This window comes from Enterococcus sp. DIV0236 (genome assembly GCF_050558525.1).
GTDB lineage: Bacteria > Bacillota > Bacilli > Lactobacillales > Enterococcaceae > Enterococcus > Enterococcus faecalis.
In genome coordinates, this window is record NZ_CP187891.1 from 840089 (window position 1) to 857350 (window position 17262).

Here is a 17262-nt window from a genome sequence, read left to right on the forward strand (position 1 = left end):
GGGAGGGAATGCTAATGTCTGAGCTAGTGGTTATTAGAGAAATGCAAGAGAAAGATATCTTAGCGCTGGATACTCAATTTGTCCAACAAGGTTGGCCAAGTCGCCAAGAGATTGTAATGAACTATTTAGAAGAACAATTAGTCAAGCAACGAACGGTTTTTGTAGCGGAGAAAAAGGCAACGCTGTTAGGTTATGTGACGTTACTGCCATTAGCTAAGGAAGGACCTTTTAAAAATTTATATCCTGAAATAGCTGATTTCAATGTATTCTTGCCATTTCAAAAACAAGGAGTGGGGCGGTTATTATTAAATCGTGCAGAAAATGTTGCCAAAAGTTATGCAGATACTGTTTCCTTGGGAGTAGGCCTGCATCCTGGTTATGGTGCAGCGCAAATATTATATATCAAACAAGGATATGTGCCAGATGGTTCAGGAGTTTGGTTTCAAAATAAGCAGCTGAAACCAAACGATCGGTGTGTTAATGATGATGCGTTAGTTCTTTATTTATCGAAAAAACTATAGAGTAGCCAAAGTAATACTCTATAAATATCATTTAGGAGGGTGTTACCCTTGATTAGAAAAATGAAGCCAACAGATGCAGCGGCGTTAACTATCATTAATAAAGAACAATTGGGCTATGAAGTTCCCGTTGACGTGACCTGTAAACAGATTGAGAAATTACTACTAGCCAGTGACAGAGAGTTTTTATATGTTTATGAAGAAACGAAGACAGGCAAGATTTTAGGCTATGTGCATGCGCAACTGTATGAAACAATTTATTCCCAAACGTTATTGAACGTTCTGGGATTAGCAGTGGCAAAAGAAGCAGAAGGCCGTGGAATTGGCAAACAATTAATGATGAACCTAGAAACGGAAGCTAAAAAGTATAACTTGTCTGCGATTCGCTTAAATTCAGGGGAACAGCGTACAGCAGCACATCAATTTTATGAACACATTGGCTATGTTTCTGATAAAAAACAAAAGCGATTCATTAAATACTTGGATACTTAAGTTATGTCTTTAAAAAATAACAATTTCCTTTAAAAAAATAAGTAAAAACTAGTGAAATTTTCAGTGAATTAGTGTAAAATGTATCTCAATGACTCAACGAGTGTTTCAGCCGAAACACTGTCAAAGAAAGTACATACAAAGAAACAGAAATAGCCATTTTTGATGGCTGTTTTTTTATGGAGGAGGCAAATTATGACGAAAAAAAATAGTATGATGTACTTAGCAATTTCTAACTTATTTCTTGTTTTTCTAGGCGTAGGCCTAGTCATTCCCGTAATTCCCCAATTAAAAGAAGAAATGCATTTTTCTGGTACCACAATGGGAATGATGATTTCTATTTTTGCGATTGCCCAATTAATCACATCGCCAATCGCAGGTGTCCTTTCGGATAAAATTGGTCGGAAAAAAATGATTGCAACGGGCATGTTGGTGTTTTCAATTTCTGAGTTATTATTTGGTTTAGCCCAAGCGAAAAGCGGTTTTTATATTTCTCGTGGTTTAGGTGGGATTGCCGCCGCTTTATTAATGCCGTCAGTGACAGCCTTTGTGGCAGATATGACCACGATTTCTGAACGTCCGAAAGCGATGGGACTTGTGTCAGCTGCAATTAGTGGTGGTTTTATTATCGGACCAGGAGTTGGTGGTTTTATTGCTTATTTAGGTATTCGCGCTCCATTTTTTGCGGCCGCATTTTTAGCGTTTATTGGTTTTATTTTGACATTAACTGTTTTGAAGGAGCCAGAGAAACGAATTTTAGCCGCTGTTGAAGCGAAAAAAGGTTCATTTATGGATATTTTAAGAAATCCAATGTTTACCTCATTATTTGTGATTATCTTAATTTCCTCTTTTGGCCTGCAAGCGTTCGAATCTATTTATAGTATTATGGCGACTATTAATTTTGGCTTTACCACAAGTGAAATAGCAATCGTGATTACGGTTAGTGGTATTTTAGCGTTGATTTGTCAGTTGTTTTTCTTTGATGCAATCGTCCAAAAAATAGGTGAAATGGGTTTAATCCAATTAACCTTTTTTGCAAGTGCCATTTTTATTGCCGTGATTGCCTTTACAAAAAATAATTTAGTTGTTGTATTTTCAACGTTTATTGTCTTTTTAGCGTTTGACTTGTTTAGACCAGCAGTAACTACTTATTTATCCAAACATGCTGGAGATCAACAAGGAACCATCAACGGACTAAATTCGACATTTACAAGTTTTGGTAATATTTTAGGACCAATGGCAGCAGGAGCTTTATTTGATATCAATCACTTTTTCCCTTATTATGTTTCAGCAGTAATTCTGTTAGGAACGGGCTTTTTATCGTTATTTTTAAATCGAAATAAGATGTAAAAGAAAAAATAAGTATTTGGAATATAAAAATTCCGAATACTTATTTTTTTTGATCACCGACCGTTCTTGAAAAAAACAAAAAAATAAACAGTGTTCGCTTGATTAATCGAACGTTTGTTCGTATAATGGTTTTGCAAGTGAGGTGATGTTTGTGAAATTTGATTATGAAAAAGAACCTAGTCGCGATATTCTTTGTATTGATTGCAAAAGTTTTTACGCTAGTGTAGAATGCGCAGAACGTGGGTTAGATCCGTTGAAAACGATGTTAGTAGTGATGAGTAATGCCGAAAATGCGGGGGGATTAGTTTTATCAGCATCGCCAATGGCAAAAAAAGTTTTAGGTGTTTCAAATGTTACGCGTAAAAATCAAGTGCCCGCTCATCCTGATTTATATGTGGTTCCGCCACGAATGAATTTGTACATGAAAAAAAATCAAGAAATCAATAATTTATATAAAAAGTTTGTCGCAGATGAAGATCACTCTGTGTTTAGTGTAGATGAATCATTTCTTGATGTAACTGCTTCTTTAAGTTATTTTCATTGTGAAACCGCCTATAAGATGGCTCGGATTATCCAAAGAGTCGTTTATAATCATGTGGGTATTTATGTGACCGTTGGGATAGGGGACAATCCGTTACTGGCTAAATTGGCGTTGGACAATGGCGCCAAACATTCGCCAGATTTTATTGCAGAATGGCGGTATGATCGTGTACCAGATACTGTCTGGCAGTTGCCTTCTTTGACAGATTTTTGTGGGATTGGTCGCAGAATGGCTAAACGACTGAATCGTTTAGGAATTGATTCTGTATATGAGTTAGCGCAAGCGAATCCGCATCTTTTACAAGAAACATTTGGCGTGATGGGGCTTCAATTGTATGCTCATTCATGGGGGATTGATCGTACCTTTTTAGGGAAAAAAGCGCAACATAAAGCTGAAAAATCATTTGGAAATAGTCAGATTTTGCCGAGAGATTATGCGCGAAGAGATCAGATTGAACTAGTCTTAAAGGAACTGACAGAACAAGTGGCTGCTCGTTTAAGAAAAGCGCATTGTCAAACGGAATGTATCACAGTCTACGTTGGTTATTCCAAAGGTCAAATTGACTGCGAAGGACGAACTGGTTGGCGAAAACAACAAACGATTCCTGCAACAAACAATACAAAAGTTTTGATTACCTATGTATTAGCCCTTTTTAGAGAACATTATCTAGCGGGAACCGATGTCCGGCAATTAGGGCTTTCTTATGGGAAATTAGTTTGGAATGAATCTTTACAATTAGATTTATTTTCGGAACCAGAAGAGCAAATTAGTGAAATGGAGTTAAACTATCTGATTGATAAAATCCGACAAAAATTTGGCTTTCAAGCTTTAATCCACGCCTCTTCTTTGTTGGAAGGCGCGACGGCAATTCATCGTTCAGGATTAGTCGGTGGACATGCTGGAGGAAATGTCGGTTTAGGAGGATAACATCATGAAACGAACAAAAAAAGAATTTACACCTTATAATGAGTACCATGATCGGCCCTTTGAACTGAAATGGGCGACCGCTTTTGCATTGGGGGAGTTACAAGAAGGAATCGAAGCTTCTGACGAATATTCTAAGAGAGCGTTTGAACGCTTACCGCAACAGACAACAGAAGAAATTGAAGAATACTTAGAGCAGTCTTTAAAAAATAACCAGGTTTTAGAAATCCAATTGAATACATTGGATGATTATGGCCGTGTTCAACCGCCAATTGTTGGTGTTTTTGAAGGGATGAGTTCAATGGAGTATGCAAAAGTTGGACATACACATATTTTATTTGAAGAGATTCGGCATATTAAAAGTCATGAGTTTACAAAGTGGTCGAGCCTTGATTAAAAAACTATTGTTATACGTGCGTTTTGTGAAAACATATGAGATGATGTTCATGGGTAATAGAAATAAAAATTATGGAGGTGGCTAGGATGGGACATCATTTAAAAGGACACCATGGCAAAAAAACAAACGCAAATGGCGGCTTTTTAACAAAGTTATTGGCAGGCGGCGCCTTAGTGGGCGTAGGAAAAAAGTTATACGACAATCGTGAAAAAATTAAAGAGCTGTTAAGTGACGACAAAGAAAAAAGCAACGACACTGAAAACAAATAAAGGACTGGATTGACGGAATGGTAAAAGATGCAGCGTATATTATTGAAGAGATTACCACGATTTTAGAGGGAACCTATTTTGTGATAACCAAGAAAGCGAATAAGCGCCGCATGTGTTTACATGTTTCGGATACCGCGAAAGAATTTTTACGTTGTCGACTGGAGTATGAAACATTCTTAGAGCAACAGTTTGATTATGCCACAATGTTTTTAGAAACATGTACGGAAGATGTTTCTGTTGAAATTCAAACGGGACTACTTGAAGAAACAAATTATCAAGCATTAACCGTGGAAAAATTACAACAGATAGCCACTAAAATGTAACACAGCTGTTGTGTTAGTTTTGATTCTTAATTTGGTTAAGGAGGCGGATAAAATGTCAGTATATCAACATATTTTGGTTGCTCTTGATGGCTCAGATCAATCTGAAAAAGCTTTTCATGAAGCTGTCAGGATTGCCAAAGAGGAACAAGCCACTCTTTATTTAGCTACAATTATTAATGATGCTGAATTTACGACGAGTCCATTTTCTTTTGAAGAATTGTATGATTTAGAAAAACACAAGTCAGAAGAGATGCTCACTGAAAAGGCAAAACAAGCGAGTGAAATTGGTGTAAAAACAGGCAAAAAAATTGTTGAACTTGGGAGCCCAAAACGTTATCTTGCCAACACGATTTCTGAAAATTATGCCATAGATTTAATTGTGCTAGGTGCCACGGGAAGAGGTGCTATTCAACGAACCTTGATTGGTTCTACTACAGATTATGTGGTTAACCATGCTTTGTGCAATGTCTTAGTCGTTCGCTAATTGTGAGTAAATAATCAAGGGAACAATGTTTTATCGGGACGTTTTTTTAAATTAAACGAGAGGTGAGTTTATGAAAACAAAAATCGGAAAAACAGTTATCTTGTCAGCGTTTTTATTCACAAGTTTCCTTTTACTGAGTGGTTGTACCTCGGCTGGCGAAGAGATGGAAAAAACAATTGATCGAAAGAAAGAAAAAGTCGATAAAACGGTCGATAAGCAGAAACATAAAAATGAAAATTCCATGGAAAGTTACGACGAAAAAGTTGACCGTTCTTTAGATAGTCAAGAAGACAAAATCGATACTACTGAGTAACGGGAAAGCTTTCAACTATCGGCTAGTAAATAAATAATATACAAAAGGGAGCATCCACTGCAGTTATTTCTCACAGCGGATCCTCTCTTTTGTGGTTAAAAAGAAAAAGTTAACTGCTCCCCAACAGTTAACTTTTAATCATGTTGCACATAGTTAAAACACTCTATATATCATTTATATCATTTGAAACGGGTGGTGTAAAAAGAAATCTCTTGAAAAGAGTCTCCATTTATAGGGAAGATTTCCCATAAAAAAGAGAAACGTATAATCACAGAGAGTTAGAGAAAGCAAAGGGAAATAAGTATGTTAAAATAAGAAGCAAGAAAGAATACAAGTATGCAGAAAATAACAACTAATTAGGTGAAAACAATGGAAATACATTTTGAAAAAGTAACAAGCGATAATCGTAAAGCAGTGGAAAACCTACAAGTTTTTGCTGAACAACAAACCTTCATTGAATCAATGGCAGAAAATCTAAAAGAATCAGACCAATTTCCAGAATGGGAATCGGCAGGTATTTATGACAGCAATCAATTAATCGGCTATGCCATGTATGGACGTTGGCAAGATGGGCGCGTTTGGCTAGACCGCTTTTTAATTGATCAACGGTTCCAAGGACAAGGTTATGGGAAAGCAGCCTGTCGACTTTTAATGTTAATGCTAATAGAAAAATACCAAACAAACAAGCTATACTTGAGTGTTTATGATACGAACAACTCAGCAATTCGGTTGTATCAACAACTTGGTTTTGTATTTAATGGTGAATTAGATACGAATGGTGAGCGGGTAATGGAATGGACACATCAGAATAAGTAGATAGAACAGGTGAGACAAAAGCCACAGCGCATTTTGTTTCACCTTTTTCTTTTAATTGGCTTCATTTGTTTACTTTTAGTAAGTAAAATGGTAAATTTAGTTCAATCTGTTTTGAAAAAAGAGTTACTGGAGGGTAAGGATGAAAATAGAATTTTTCCATGATGTTATTTGTAGTTTTTGTTTTCCAATGTCTGACCGCATGCATGAGATTCAACAAGAATTTCCTGAAATTGAATTGATTCATCGGTCGTTTGCGTTGGGATGGTTAGCAAACGATTTTGAAACAATGTTTGGCTCACGATCAGCAGTAAAAGAAGAAGTTTTGACGCATTGGGTGCATGCCAATCAAAACGATTCAAAGCATCGTTTTAATATTGAAGGGATGAGGAAGCAACGATTTGATTTTCCAACATCAAAGAATGCATTATTAGCAGCAAAAGCAGCTGGATACATTGGCAACCAAGACACCTATTGGTTACTGTTTGATAAGTTACAAGAAGGTTTATTTATGAGAAGTTTAAATATTGAAGAGCCAGAAGTAATTGAGGAGCTAGTAAAAGAGACAACGATTGATTTTGCTTTATGGAAAGAAGCTGTTGCTTCCGAGGCTGTTTGGACGGCGGTTCAAGAAGATTTTGCGCTAGCTTCTGCTTATGGTTTACAAGGAGTTCCCGCACTAATCATTAATCAAAAATATTTAATTAATGGTGCAGTACCGAAACAGCAAATCAGCCAAACTATTCAAAAAATTCTCGCAGAAGAAAAACAACAGCAACCGTTAGTTTCATTGACTCCTTCTTCTGAAGAGTCAGCTTCGTGTGAGTTTAAGGAAGGCACATGGACGTGTCATTAAACAGCATAAAATAACGTTATTCTTTGACAAAACGAAAGACTTCTGTAATAGTTAATGCGGGGGTGATAATATGTTTAACGCGTATAGAGAATACTGGAATAATATTACAACAATGAATGCGTCAGCAACACGAGCACAATATTGGTGGCCACAATTAATTAATTATTTGGTGTTAGGGATTTATTCAGCAATTACGGGCGTTTACAGATATATTGAAGTAACACCCAATGATGGAACAATCATTAAAGAATGGAATACTGTGACCATTATCTTTTTCTTGCTGACTGCTTTAATTTGGTTGGCAAACTTTACTGTTCGAGCAAGAAGATTGCATGATCGCGACCACAGTAACTGGTGGATTTTATTCTATTTACTTCCTTTTATCGGTACTTTAGTGATCTTCATTACATTAATTTTGCCAAGTAAAAGTCACACAAGATGGCCAGTGAATCAATCAGAAATTTAATTTGCTGGTTTCGTTTAGCTGATTATCTTAAGAGTGAAAATAGGACATAAGTCATTTCGACTTATGTCCTATTTTCTTTTTTATTTCAGAAAAATAAAAATATCTTCTGTATGATGGCACCTCACATTACGCGGTTCTTGATAAAGGGGCTATCTTTTTGGTAGATAGGGAAAACCATTAAGACGTTAAAAGTTTAATAAATCGAGCAATTCTCTTTTGTTAGAAAATAAGATAGCATCATTAATTAAAATACTTGGAACACTGGTTTCAATAATTGGTTGATTGGTAATAATCAAGTCAAATTCTTCGAGTCGATGGTCACCTAATTGTTCTTCCGTAATTGCTAACGTATTTGAACGAATCCGATGCAAAGCTAAAATATCGTGGACATAGTTTCCAATATATTGACTATGATTCAGGCCCATGTCGCTAATAATCAAAATCTTTTTTGAGTCGAAACTCTGGTTAATTTCTGGAAAAGTATTAAGCAACCAAAAAATATAAGAAGATGAATAGTTTAATAGATTTGTTTCTAAAAGAGCGGAAAAGAAATGCAATTCTGCTTTTAATCGTGCATATAAGTGAAGCTGAGTAAAATGAATTTGTCGAGTGAAAAAGGTGGCCCTTTGTGTCAATTCGGAGGTGTCAAAAGGCACTAATTGAGAAAACAAATAAAGACAGGTTAACAAGTGAACAGCGAAGTCGACGACTTCTTCTGTTAATTGTTCAATCTGTGAAAAAGCATTAAATTTTAAATTTTCACGTATTCTTTGACTGATGACTTCTTGGTCTTCGGAGTAGTATTGCTGAAAAGCGCCTCTTTGAAAATATCGGAGAACTTCCCGATAGGTTTCACGGCTGAGTCCAGTGAAATGACGACTGAGTAAAAGATAATCTTCCATTTTGATTGGACTCTTTTTATCTGTTTTTTTCTGGAAACGTTGTTGAAATCCTTGATGCTCTCTTAATAAATCAACAATAAAATACATAATAAAGAAATCGTGTTCATAACTGTTATCCATACTAATAATATTTAATTGGCATTGATTACGGCGCATTAATTGTTTGATTTCCTGCTTATCTAATTGATAAGGCAATTCATAATGACCATAATACATTAAAAAGAAAAAGGTTGTAAAAATACGTAAAGGCAATTCTTCTGTTTGGCTAGTTAATTGATAGCCTTGATCAACGATAACGCGAAGAGAGTAAGTTTCCAAGACCTGATTACACTGCTTCAATTTTCGAGCAAAAGAAGAGCGACTAATATTGATGGTATCGCAATAATATTCGATGGTTTTGCCAGGATTTTGGATAAACTCATGGAGCAATTGGGTGGTCGTTGACGTTTTTGCCATATCCGTCAGCACGTTTAAATATAAGGACACATTAAAGTTTTCTAAACGATAGCCTAATTTATGCGATGTTTTAATGGTTAAACTTTCGCCCCAACGCTGTTTAATCTCCTCAATATAACGAATAAAAGTAGACTCAGAACTACCAATATATTTTGCAAGTTCTTTTTTAGTCATCCATTTATCAGAAATGGATAAGACACGAATGATTTCTTCCATTTTCCGATAATTTTTTTCTAAAAACCTAATCATATTGTTTCCTCCCAAGTCCTTTACTTTAATGAAACAATCATCGAAACAATAACGCAATTTCAGAAATGAAACCGCTTGGTATGAAAGCTGGTGTGATTTAATGAGCTCCTTCTCTGTATAATAATTATCAGATTAGAATAATGAAATTTTACGTGCTAGGCAATTCTAATTTAACTGTTAATTCATAAAAGAAAGGAGAGAACAGACATTAAATTACTAAAGAAATTTGGGGTTTTCGGCGTAGTCTTTTTACTTGTCTCATCCTATTTCATACCGCTCGTTGGCTATGCAGAAACAGCCAAAGAAGTTGAAATTACATCCGCTCAAATGATAACAGATGAGAATGATAAAACGAATATTAATATCGAGTTAAATCTTCTCAACCAAACAGAGCAGCCATTACAACGAGAAATTCAATTGAAAAATGCACAGTTCATGGATACTGCTGTAATTGAAAAAGACGGATATTCTTACCAAGTGACTAATGGTACGCTTTATCTGACTTTGGACGCACAAGTAAAAAAGCCGGTACAGCTTTCGTTAGCTGTTGAGCAAAGTTCGCTTCAAACAGCTCAGCCACCTAAGTTATTGTATGAAAACAACGAATATGATGTTTCAGTTACTTCTGAAAAAATAACAGTAGAGGATTCTGCTAAAGAATCAACTGAACCAGAAAAAATAACTGTACCAGAAAATACGAAAGAAACTAACAAAAATGATTCGGCTCCAGAAAAAACAGAACAGCCGACCGCAGCAGAAGAGGTAACCAATCCATTTGCAGAAGCAAGAATGGCGCCAGCTACTTTGAGAGCGAATCTGGCACTGCCTTTAATTGCACCACAATACACGACGGATAATTCTGGGACTTATCCGACAGCTAATTGGCAGCCCACAGGCAATCAAAATGTGTTAAACCATCAAGGGAATAAAGACGGTAGTGCACAATGGGACGGCCAAACGAGTTGGAATGGGGACCCTACTAATCGCACAAATTCTTATATTGAGTATGGCGGTACAGGAGACCAAGCCGATTATGCCATCCGAAAATATGCTAGAGAAACAACAACACCAGGGCTTTTTGATGTATATCTTAATGTGCGTGGGAATGTTCAGAAAGAAATCACGCCATTGGATTTGGTCTTAGTCGTTGACTGGTCCGGAAGTATGAATGAAAACAATCGGATTGGTGAAGTTCAAAAAGGAGTGAACCGTTTTGTTGATACATTGGCAGATAGCGGTATTACCAATAACATCAACATGGGCTATGTTGGCTACTCAAGTGACGGTTATAATAACAACGCCATTCAAATGGGACCGTTTGATACAGTCAAAAATCCAATTAAAAATATTACGCCAAGTAGCACTAGAGGAGGAACTTTCACTCAAAAAGCATTAAGAGATGCTGGTGATATGTTAGCAACGCCAAATGGACATAAGAAAGTCATTGTACTTTTAACGGATGGCGTCCCAACCTTCTCTTATAAAGTGAGTCGAGTTCAAACAGAGGCGGATGGTCGCTTTTACGGGACACAATTTACGAATCGACAAGATCAACCAGGTAGCACTTCTTATATCTCTGGTAGCTATAATGCGCCAGATCAAAACAATATCAATAAACGGATTAACAGTACGTTTATCGCCACGATAGGTGAGGCAATGGCCTTAAAACAACGTGGGATTGAAATACATGGATTGGGCATTCAATTGCAAAGCGATCCACGAGCTAATTTATCTAAACAACAAGTTGAAGATAAAATGCGTGAGATGGTGTCAGCCGATGAAAATGGAGACCTTTATTATGAATCCGCGGATTATGCACCAGACATTTCTGATTATTTAGCGAAAAAAGCCGTTCAGATTTCAGGAACGGTTGTAAACGGAAAAGTAGTTGATCCAATTGCTGAACCTTTTAAATACGAGCCAAATACATTATCAATGAAAAGTGTGGGTCCTGTTCAGGTTCAAACATTACCAGAAGTGTCGCTAACAGGCGCTACAATTAATAGTAATGAGATTTATTTGGGTAAAGGGCAAGAAATTCAAATTCATTATCAAGTACGTATTCAAACAGAGTCAGAAAACTTCAAACCTGATTTTTGGTATCAAATGAATGGTCGGACAACGTTTCAGCCATTAGCCACGGCCCCTGAAAAAGTTGATTTTGGGGTTCCTTCGGGAAAAGCACCTGGCGTGAAGTTAAACGTGAAAAAAATCTGGGAAGAGTATGATCAAGACCCAATAAGTCGGCCAGATAACGTGATTTATGAAATTAGTAGAAAGCAAGTAACTGACACAGCCAACTGGCAAACTGGGTATATTAAATTATCAAAACCAGAAAATGATACCAGCAATAGTTGGGAGCGCAAAAATGTAACCCAACTTTCCAAAACCGCGGATGAAAGCTATCAAGAAGTTCTTGGACTTCCCCAATACAACAATCAAGGACAAGCTTTCAATTATCAAACAACCCGTGAATTAGCAGTTCCTGGTTACAGTCAAGAAAAAATCGACGATACTACTTGGAAAAACACGAAGCAGTTCAAGCCATTAGATTTAAAAGTAATCAAAAATTCTTCCTCAGGTGAGAAAAACTTAGTGGGAGCCGTCTTTGAATTGAGTGGTAAAAATGTTCAAACAACATTAGTGGACAATAAAGATGGGAGCTATTCCTTGCCAAAAGATGTGCGCCTACAAAAAGGGGAACGCTATACATTAACTGAAGTAAAAGCACCTGCAGGACATGAGTTAGGTAAGAAAACGACTTGGCAAATTGAGGTGAATGAGCAAGGCAAAGTAAGCATCGATGGACAAGAAGTGACCACCACAAATCAAGTTATTCCATTGGAAATTGAAAATAAATTTTCTTCTTTGCCAATCAGAATTAGAAAATACACCATGCAAAATGGCAAACAAGTGAACTTAGCAGAGGCGACTTTTGCGTTGCAAAGAAAAAATGCTCAAGGAAGTTACCAAACTGTGGCAACTCAAAAAACAGATACTGCAGGATTGAGCTATTTTAAAATTAGTGAACCTGGTGAGTATCGAATGGTGGAACAATCAGGACCATTAGGCTACGACACTCTTGCTGGAAATTATGAATTTACTGTTGATAAATATGGGGAAATTCACTATGCAGGCAAAAATATTGAAGAAAATGCGCCAGAATGGACACTGACACATCAAAATCATTTGAAACCTTTTGACTTAACGGTTCATAAAAAAGCCGATAATCAGACGCCACTTAAAGGAGCGAAATTCCGTTTAACAGGACCAGATACGGATATTGAATTACCAAAAGATGGCAAAGAAACGGATACTTTTGTTTTTGAAAACTTAAAACCAGGGAAATATGTCCTAACAGAAACCTTTACGCCAGAAGGATATCAGGGGTTAAAAGAACCAATCGAATTAATAATTCGTGAAGATGGTTCAGTCACGATAGATGGGGAAAAAGTAGCAGATGTTTTAATTTCTGGAGAGAAGAATAATCAAATTACTTTAGATGTTACGAACCAAGCAAAGGTTCCTTTACCTGAAACTGGTGGCATAGGACGCTTGTGGTTTTACTTGATAGCGATTAGTACATTCGTGATAGCGGGTGTTTATCTCTTTATTAGACGACCAGAAGGGAGTGTGTAATCAATGAAAAACGCACGTTGGTTAAGTATTTGCGTCATGCTACTCGCTCTTTTCGGGTTTTCACAGCAAGCATTAGCAGAGGCATCGCAAGCAAGCGTTCAAGTTACGTTGCACAAATTATTGTTCCCTGATGGTCAATTACCAGAACAGCAGCAAAACACAGGGGAAGAGGGAACGCTGCTTCAAAATTATCGGGGCTTAAATGACGTCACTTATCAAGTCTATGATGTGACGGATCCGTTTTATCAGCTTCGTTCTGAAGGAAAAACGGTCCAAGAGGCACAGCGTCAATTAGCAGAAACCGGTGCAATGAATAGAAAACCGATCGCAGAAGATAAAACACAGACAATAAATGGAGAAGATGGAGTGGTTTCTTTTTCATTAGCTAGCAAAGATTCGCAGCAACGAGATAAAGCCTATTTATTTGTTGAAGCGGAAGCACCAGAAGTGGTAAAGGAAAAAGCTAGCAACCTAGTAGTGATTTTGCCTGTTCAAGATCCACAAGGGCAATCGTTAACGCATATTCATTTATATCCAAAAAATGAAGAAAATGCCTATGACTTACCACCACTTGAAAAAACGGTACTCGATAAGCAACAAGGCTTTAATCAAGGAGAGCACATTAACTATCAGTTAACGACTCAGATTCCAGCGAATATTTTAGGATATCAGGAATTCCGTTTGTCAGATAAGGCGGATACAACGTTGACACTTTTACCAGAATCAATTGAGGTAAAAGTGGCTGGAAAAACAGTTACTACAGGTTACACATTGACGACGCAAAAGCATGGATTTACGCTTGATTTTTCAATTAAAGACTTACAAAACTTTGCAAATCAAACAATGACTGTGTCGTATCAAATGCGTTTAGAAAAGACCGCTGAACCAGACACTGCGATTAACAACGAAGGACAATTAGTCACGGACAAGCATACCTTGACTAAAAGAGCCGCAGTTCGTACAGGCGGCAAGTCTTTTGTCAAAGTTGATAGTGAAAATGCGAAAATCACCTTGCCAGAGGCTGCTTTTATCGTCAAAAATCAAGCGGGGGAATACCTCAATGAAACAGCAAACGGGTATCGTTGGCAAAAAGAAAAAGCATTAGCTAAAAAATTCACGTCTAATCAAGCCGGTGAATTTTCAGTTAAAGGCTTAAAAGATGGCCAGTACTTCTTGGAAGAAATCTCTGCACCAAAAGGTTATCTTCTGAATCAAACAGAAATTCCTTTTACGGTGGAAAAAAATTCTTATGCAACGAACGGACAACGAACAGCACCGTTACATGTAATCAATAAAAAAGTAAAAGAGTCAGGCTTCTTACCAAAAACAAATGAAGAACGTTCTATTTGGTTGACGATTGCAGGCCTGCTAATCATTGGGCTGGTAGTCATTTGGCTATTTTATCAAAAACAAAAAAGAGGAGAGAGAAAATGAAGCAATTAAAAAAAGTTTGGTACGCCGTTAGTACCTTGTTACTAATTTTGCCACTTTTCACAAGTGTATTAGGGACAACAACTGCATTTGCAGAAGAAAATGGGGAGAGCGCACAGCTCGTGATTCACAAAAAGAAAATGACGGATTTACCAGATCCGCTTATTCAAAATAGCGGGAAAGAAATGAGCGAGTTTGATAAATATCAAGGACTGGCAGATGTGACGTTTAGTATTTATAACGTGACGAGCGAATTTTACGAGCAACGAGCGGCAGGCGCAAGCGTTGATGCAGCTAAACAAGCTGTCCAAAGTTTAACTCCTGGGAAACCTGTTGCTCAAGGAACCACCGATGCAAATGGGAATGTCACTGTTCAGTTACCTAAAAAACAAAATGGTAAAGATGCAGTGTATACCATTAAAGAAGAACCAAAAGAGGGTGTAGTTGCTGCTACGAATATGGTGGTGGCGTTCCCAGTTTACGAAATGATCAAGCAAGCAGATGGTTCCTATAAATATGGAACAGAAGAATTAGCGGTTGTTCATATTTATCCTAAAAATGTGGTAGCCAATGATGGTAGTTTACATGTGAAAAAAGTAGGAACTGCTGAAAATGAAGGATTAAATGGCGCAGAATTTGTTATTTCCAAAAGCGAAGGCTCACCAGGCACAGTAAAATATATCCAAGGAGTCAAAGATGGATTATATACATGGACAACGGATAAAGAACAAGCAAAACGCTTTATTACTGGGAAAAGTTATGAAATTGGCGAAAATGATTTCACAGAAGCAGAGAATGGAACGGGAGAATTAACAGTTAAAAATCTTGAGGTTGGTTCGTATATTTTAGAAGAAGTAAAAGCTCCAAATAATGCAGAATTAATTGAAAATCAAACAAAAACACCATTTACAATTGAAGCAAACAATCAAACACCTGTTGAAAAAACAGTCAAAAATGATACCTCTAAAGTTGATAAAACAACACCAAACTTAGATGGTAAAGATGTGGCAATTGGCGAAAAAATTAAATATCAAATTTCTGTAAATATTCCATTGGGGATTGCAGACAAAGAAGGCGACGCTAATAAATACGTCAAATTCAATTTAGTTGATAAACATGATGCAGCCTTAACTTTTGATAACGTGACTTCTGGAGAGTATGCCTATGCGTTATATGATGGGGATACAATGATCGCTCCTGAAAATTACCAAGTGACTGAACAAGCAAATGGCTTCACTGTCGCCGTTAATCCAGCGTATATTCCTACGCTAACACCAGGCGGCACACTAAAATTCGTTTACTTTATGCATTTAAATGAAAAAGCAGATCCTACGAAAGGCTTTAAAAATGAGGCGAATGTTGATAACGGTCATACCGACGACCAAACACCACCAACTGTTGAAGTTGTGACAGGTGGGAAACGTTTCATTAAAGTCGATGGCGATGTGACAGCGACACAAGCCTTGGCGGGAGCTTCCTTTGTCGTCCGTGATCAAAACAGCGACACAGCAAATTATTTGAAAATCGATGAAACAACGAAAGCAGCAACTTGGGTGAAAACAAAAGCTGAAGCAACTACTTTTACAACAACGGCTGATGGATTAGTTGATATCACAGGGCTTAAATACGGTACCTATTATTTAGAAGAAACTGTAGCTCCTGATGATTATGTCTTGTTAACAAATCGGATTGAATTTGTGGTCAATGAACAATCATATGGCACAACAGAAAACCTAGTTTCACCAGAAAAAGTACCAAACAAACACAAAGGTACCTTACCTTCAACAGGTGGCAAAGGAATCTACGTTTACTTAGGAAGTGGCGCAGTCTTGCTACTTATTGCAGGAGTCTACTTTGCTAGACGTAGAAAAGAAAATGCTTAATTTCTAGCATCACCGAAGAAATTTTTAGAAAAACAAAGAGCCTGGGCCAATCACTGTCCCAGGCTCTCATGCTTTATTTTTAAGGAGGAAGCAATGAAGTCAAAAAAGAAACGTCGTATCATTGATGGTTTTATGATTCTTTTACTGATTATTGGAATAGGTGCATTTGCGTATCCTTTTGTTAGCGATGCATTAAATAACTATCTGGATCAACAAATTATCGCTCATTATCAAGCAAAAGCAAGCCAAGAAAACACCAAAGAAATGGCTGAACTTCAAGAAAAAATGGAAAAGAAAAACCAAGAATTAGCGAAAAAAGGCAGCAATCCTGGATTAGATCCTTTTTCTGAAACGCAAAAAACAACGAAAAAACCAGACAAATCCTATTTTGAAAGTCATACGATTGGTGTTTTAACCATTCCAAAAATAAATGTCCGTTTACCAATTTTTGATAAAACGAATGCATTGCTATTGGAAAAAGGAAGCTCCTTGTTAGAAGGAACCTCCTATCCTACAGGTGGTGCGAATACACATGCGGTCATTTCAGGCCATCGTGGTCTCCCTCAAGCCAAATTATTTACAGATTTGCCAGAATTAAAAAAAGGCGATGAATTTTATATCGAAGTCAATGGGAAGACGCTCGCTTATCAAGTGGATCAAATAAAAACCGTTGAACCAACTGATACAAAAGATTTACACATTGAGTCTGGCCAAGATCTCGTCACTTTATTAACTTGCACACCGTATATGATAAACAGTCATCGGTTATTAGTTCGAGGACATCGTATCCCATATCAACCAGAAAAAGCAGCAGCGGGGATGAAAAAAGTGGCACAACAACAAAATTTACTATTATGGACATTACTTTTAATTGCCTGTGCGTTAATTATTAGCGGCTTCATTATCTGGTACAAGCGACGGAAAAAGACGACCAGAAAGCATGGAAATTAACGATTCGT

General features: G+C 37.1%; 17 protein-coding genes. 16 read left to right on the forward strand and 1 reads right to left on the reverse strand.

The features are described 5' to 3' along the window. Positions 1-8: 8 nt before the first annotated feature. From IGK27_RS04105 to IGK27_RS04160, 12 genes are all read left to right on the forward strand, one after another. Entirely contained in the window at positions 9-521 is a 513-nt protein-coding gene (locus IGK27_RS04105) for a GNAT family N-acetyltransferase (RefSeq protein WP_161634187.1), read from the forward strand. A gap of 48 nt (positions 522-569) precedes the next feature. Next, a complete protein-coding gene (locus tag IGK27_RS04110) occupies positions 570-1010 on the forward strand; it encodes a GNAT family N-acetyltransferase (RefSeq protein ID WP_002413534.1) in 441 nt (146 codons plus the stop codon). 192 nt (positions 1011-1202) lie between these two features. Continuing rightward, a complete protein-coding gene (gene emeA, locus IGK27_RS04115) occupies positions 1203-2357 on the forward strand; it encodes a multidrug efflux MFS transporter EmeA (RefSeq protein WP_002358140.1) in 1155 nt (384 codons plus the stop codon). Between the two features lie 145 nt (positions 2358-2502). Continuing rightward, entirely contained in the window at positions 2503-3825 is a 1323-nt protein-coding gene (locus IGK27_RS04120; protein ID WP_033626398.1) for a Y-family DNA polymerase, read from the forward strand. 4 nt (positions 3826-3829) lie between these two features. Beyond that, complete coding sequence (locus IGK27_RS04125; protein ID WP_002407077.1) at positions 3830-4219, forward strand: hypothetical protein; 390 nt, start codon at positions 3830-3832, stop codon at positions 4217-4219. Positions 4220-4290: 71 nt separating this feature from the next. Beyond that, on the forward strand, positions 4291-4488 hold the full coding sequence (locus IGK27_RS04130) for a hypothetical protein (protein WP_002360617.1): 198 nt from the start codon (positions 4291-4293) through the stop codon (positions 4486-4488). Between the two features lie 17 nt (positions 4489-4505). After that, the gene (locus tag IGK27_RS04135; RefSeq protein ID WP_002358136.1) at positions 4506-4811 is read left to right on the forward strand and encodes a hypothetical protein; all 306 of its coding nucleotides are present in this window, start codon (positions 4506-4508) and stop codon (positions 4809-4811) included. Positions 4812-4863: 52 nt separating this feature from the next. After that, a complete protein-coding gene (locus IGK27_RS04140; RefSeq protein ID WP_010826906.1) occupies positions 4864-5295 on the forward strand; it encodes a universal stress protein in 432 nt (143 codons plus the stop codon). Between the two features lie 70 nt (positions 5296-5365). Next, complete coding sequence (locus tag IGK27_RS04145; RefSeq protein WP_002407079.1) at positions 5366-5608, forward strand: hypothetical protein; 243 nt, start codon at positions 5366-5368, stop codon at positions 5606-5608. 369 nt (positions 5609-5977) lie between these two features. After that, entirely contained in the window at positions 5978-6424 is a 447-nt protein-coding gene (locus IGK27_RS04150) for a GNAT family N-acetyltransferase (RefSeq protein WP_033626399.1), read from the forward strand. Positions 6425-6563: 139 nt separating this feature from the next. After that, positions 6564-7277 carry a DsbA family oxidoreductase gene (locus tag IGK27_RS04155; RefSeq protein ID WP_033626400.1) on the forward strand — a complete coding sequence of 238 codons (714 nt, stop codon included), beginning with the start codon at positions 6564-6566 and terminating at the stop codon, positions 7275-7277. A 70-nt stretch (positions 7278-7347) separates the two neighbouring features. Next, positions 7348-7743, forward strand: coding sequence for a DUF805 domain-containing protein (locus IGK27_RS04160; protein ID WP_002358131.1), 396 nt, complete (start codon positions 7348-7350; stop codon positions 7741-7743). Between the two features lie 185 nt (positions 7744-7928). On the opposite strand, the gene IGK27_RS04165 is transcribed toward IGK27_RS04160, so the two are convergent. Beyond that, positions 7929-9350: a helix-turn-helix domain-containing protein gene (locus IGK27_RS04165; RefSeq protein ID WP_002382000.1), complete on the reverse strand. Its 1422-nt coding sequence runs from the start codon at positions 9348-9350 to the stop codon at positions 7929-7931. A gap of 174 nt (positions 9351-9524) precedes the next feature. Between IGK27_RS04165 and ebpA the strand changes: the two genes are divergently transcribed. The 4 genes from ebpA to srtC all read left to right on the forward strand — a co-directional run bounded on the left by ebpA (position 9525) and on the right by srtC (position 17254). Next, positions 9525-12989, forward strand: coding sequence for an endocarditis and biofilm-associated pilus tip protein EbpA (ebpA, locus tag IGK27_RS04170; RefSeq protein WP_154230782.1), 3465 nt, complete (start codon positions 9525-9527; stop codon positions 12987-12989). Positions 12990-12992: 3 nt separating this feature from the next. Beyond that, positions 12993-14423, forward strand: coding sequence for an endocarditis and biofilm-associated pilus minor subunit EbpB (gene ebpB, locus IGK27_RS04175; RefSeq protein WP_002371618.1), 1431 nt, complete (start codon positions 12993-12995; stop codon positions 14421-14423). Then, complete coding sequence (gene ebpC / locus IGK27_RS04180) at positions 14420-16303, forward strand: endocarditis and biofilm-associated pilus major subunit EbpC (protein ID WP_002402863.1); 1884 nt, start codon at positions 14420-14422, stop codon at positions 16301-16303. The genes ebpB and ebpC overlap by 4 nt, the downstream gene beginning before the upstream one ends. Positions 16304-16396: 93 nt before the next feature. After that, positions 16397-17254: an Ebp pilus assembly class C sortase gene (srtC, locus tag IGK27_RS04185; RefSeq protein WP_002360607.1), complete on the forward strand. Its 858-nt coding sequence runs from the start codon at positions 16397-16399 to the stop codon at positions 17252-17254. Positions 17255-17262: the final 8 nt, after the last annotated feature.

What these genes read in the sequence shown, in the direction of transcription:
- IGK27_RS04160 (WP_002358131.1), top strand. Translation starts at nt 7,348, where the DNA reads ATGTTTAACGCGTATAGAGAATACTGGAATAATATTACAACAATGAAT.
- IGK27_RS04105 (WP_161634187.1), top strand. Translation starts at nt 9, where the DNA reads ATGCTAATGTCTGAGCTAGTGGTTATTAGAGAAATGCAAGAGAAAGAT.
- IGK27_RS04130 (WP_002360617.1), top strand. Translation starts at nt 4,291, where the DNA reads ATGGAGGTGGCTAGGATGGGACATCATTTAAAAGGACACCATGGCAAA.
- IGK27_RS04165 (WP_002382000.1), bottom strand. Translation starts at nt 9,350, where the DNA reads ATGATTAGGTTTTTAGAAAAAAATTATCGGAAAATGGAAGAAATCATT.
- ebpC (WP_002402863.1), top strand. Translation starts at nt 14,420, where the DNA reads ATGAAGCAATTAAAAAAAGTTTGGTACGCCGTTAGTACCTTGTTACTA.
- IGK27_RS04135 (WP_002358136.1), top strand. Translation starts at nt 4,506, where the DNA reads ATGGTAAAAGATGCAGCGTATATTATTGAAGAGATTACCACGATTTTA.
- IGK27_RS04150 (WP_033626399.1), top strand. Translation starts at nt 5,978, where the DNA reads ATGGAAATACATTTTGAAAAAGTAACAAGCGATAATCGTAAAGCAGTG.
- srtC (WP_002360607.1), top strand. Translation starts at nt 16,397, where the DNA reads ATGAAGTCAAAAAAGAAACGTCGTATCATTGATGGTTTTATGATTCTT.
- ebpB (WP_002371618.1), top strand. Translation starts at nt 12,993, where the DNA reads ATGAAAAACGCACGTTGGTTAAGTATTTGCGTCATGCTACTCGCTCTT.
- IGK27_RS04120 (WP_033626398.1), top strand. Translation starts at nt 2,503, where the DNA reads ATGTTTGTGAAATTTGATTATGAAAAAGAACCTAGTCGCGATATTCTT.
- IGK27_RS04125 (WP_002407077.1), top strand. Translation starts at nt 3,830, where the DNA reads ATGAAACGAACAAAAAAAGAATTTACACCTTATAATGAGTACCATGAT.
- IGK27_RS04140 (WP_010826906.1), top strand. Translation starts at nt 4,864, where the DNA reads ATGTCAGTATATCAACATATTTTGGTTGCTCTTGATGGCTCAGATCAA.
- emeA (WP_002358140.1), top strand. Translation starts at nt 1,203, where the DNA reads ATGACGAAAAAAAATAGTATGATGTACTTAGCAATTTCTAACTTATTT.
- IGK27_RS04145 (WP_002407079.1), top strand. Translation starts at nt 5,366, where the DNA reads ATGAAAACAAAAATCGGAAAAACAGTTATCTTGTCAGCGTTTTTATTC.
- IGK27_RS04155 (WP_033626400.1), top strand. Translation starts at nt 6,564, where the DNA reads ATGAAAATAGAATTTTTCCATGATGTTATTTGTAGTTTTTGTTTTCCA.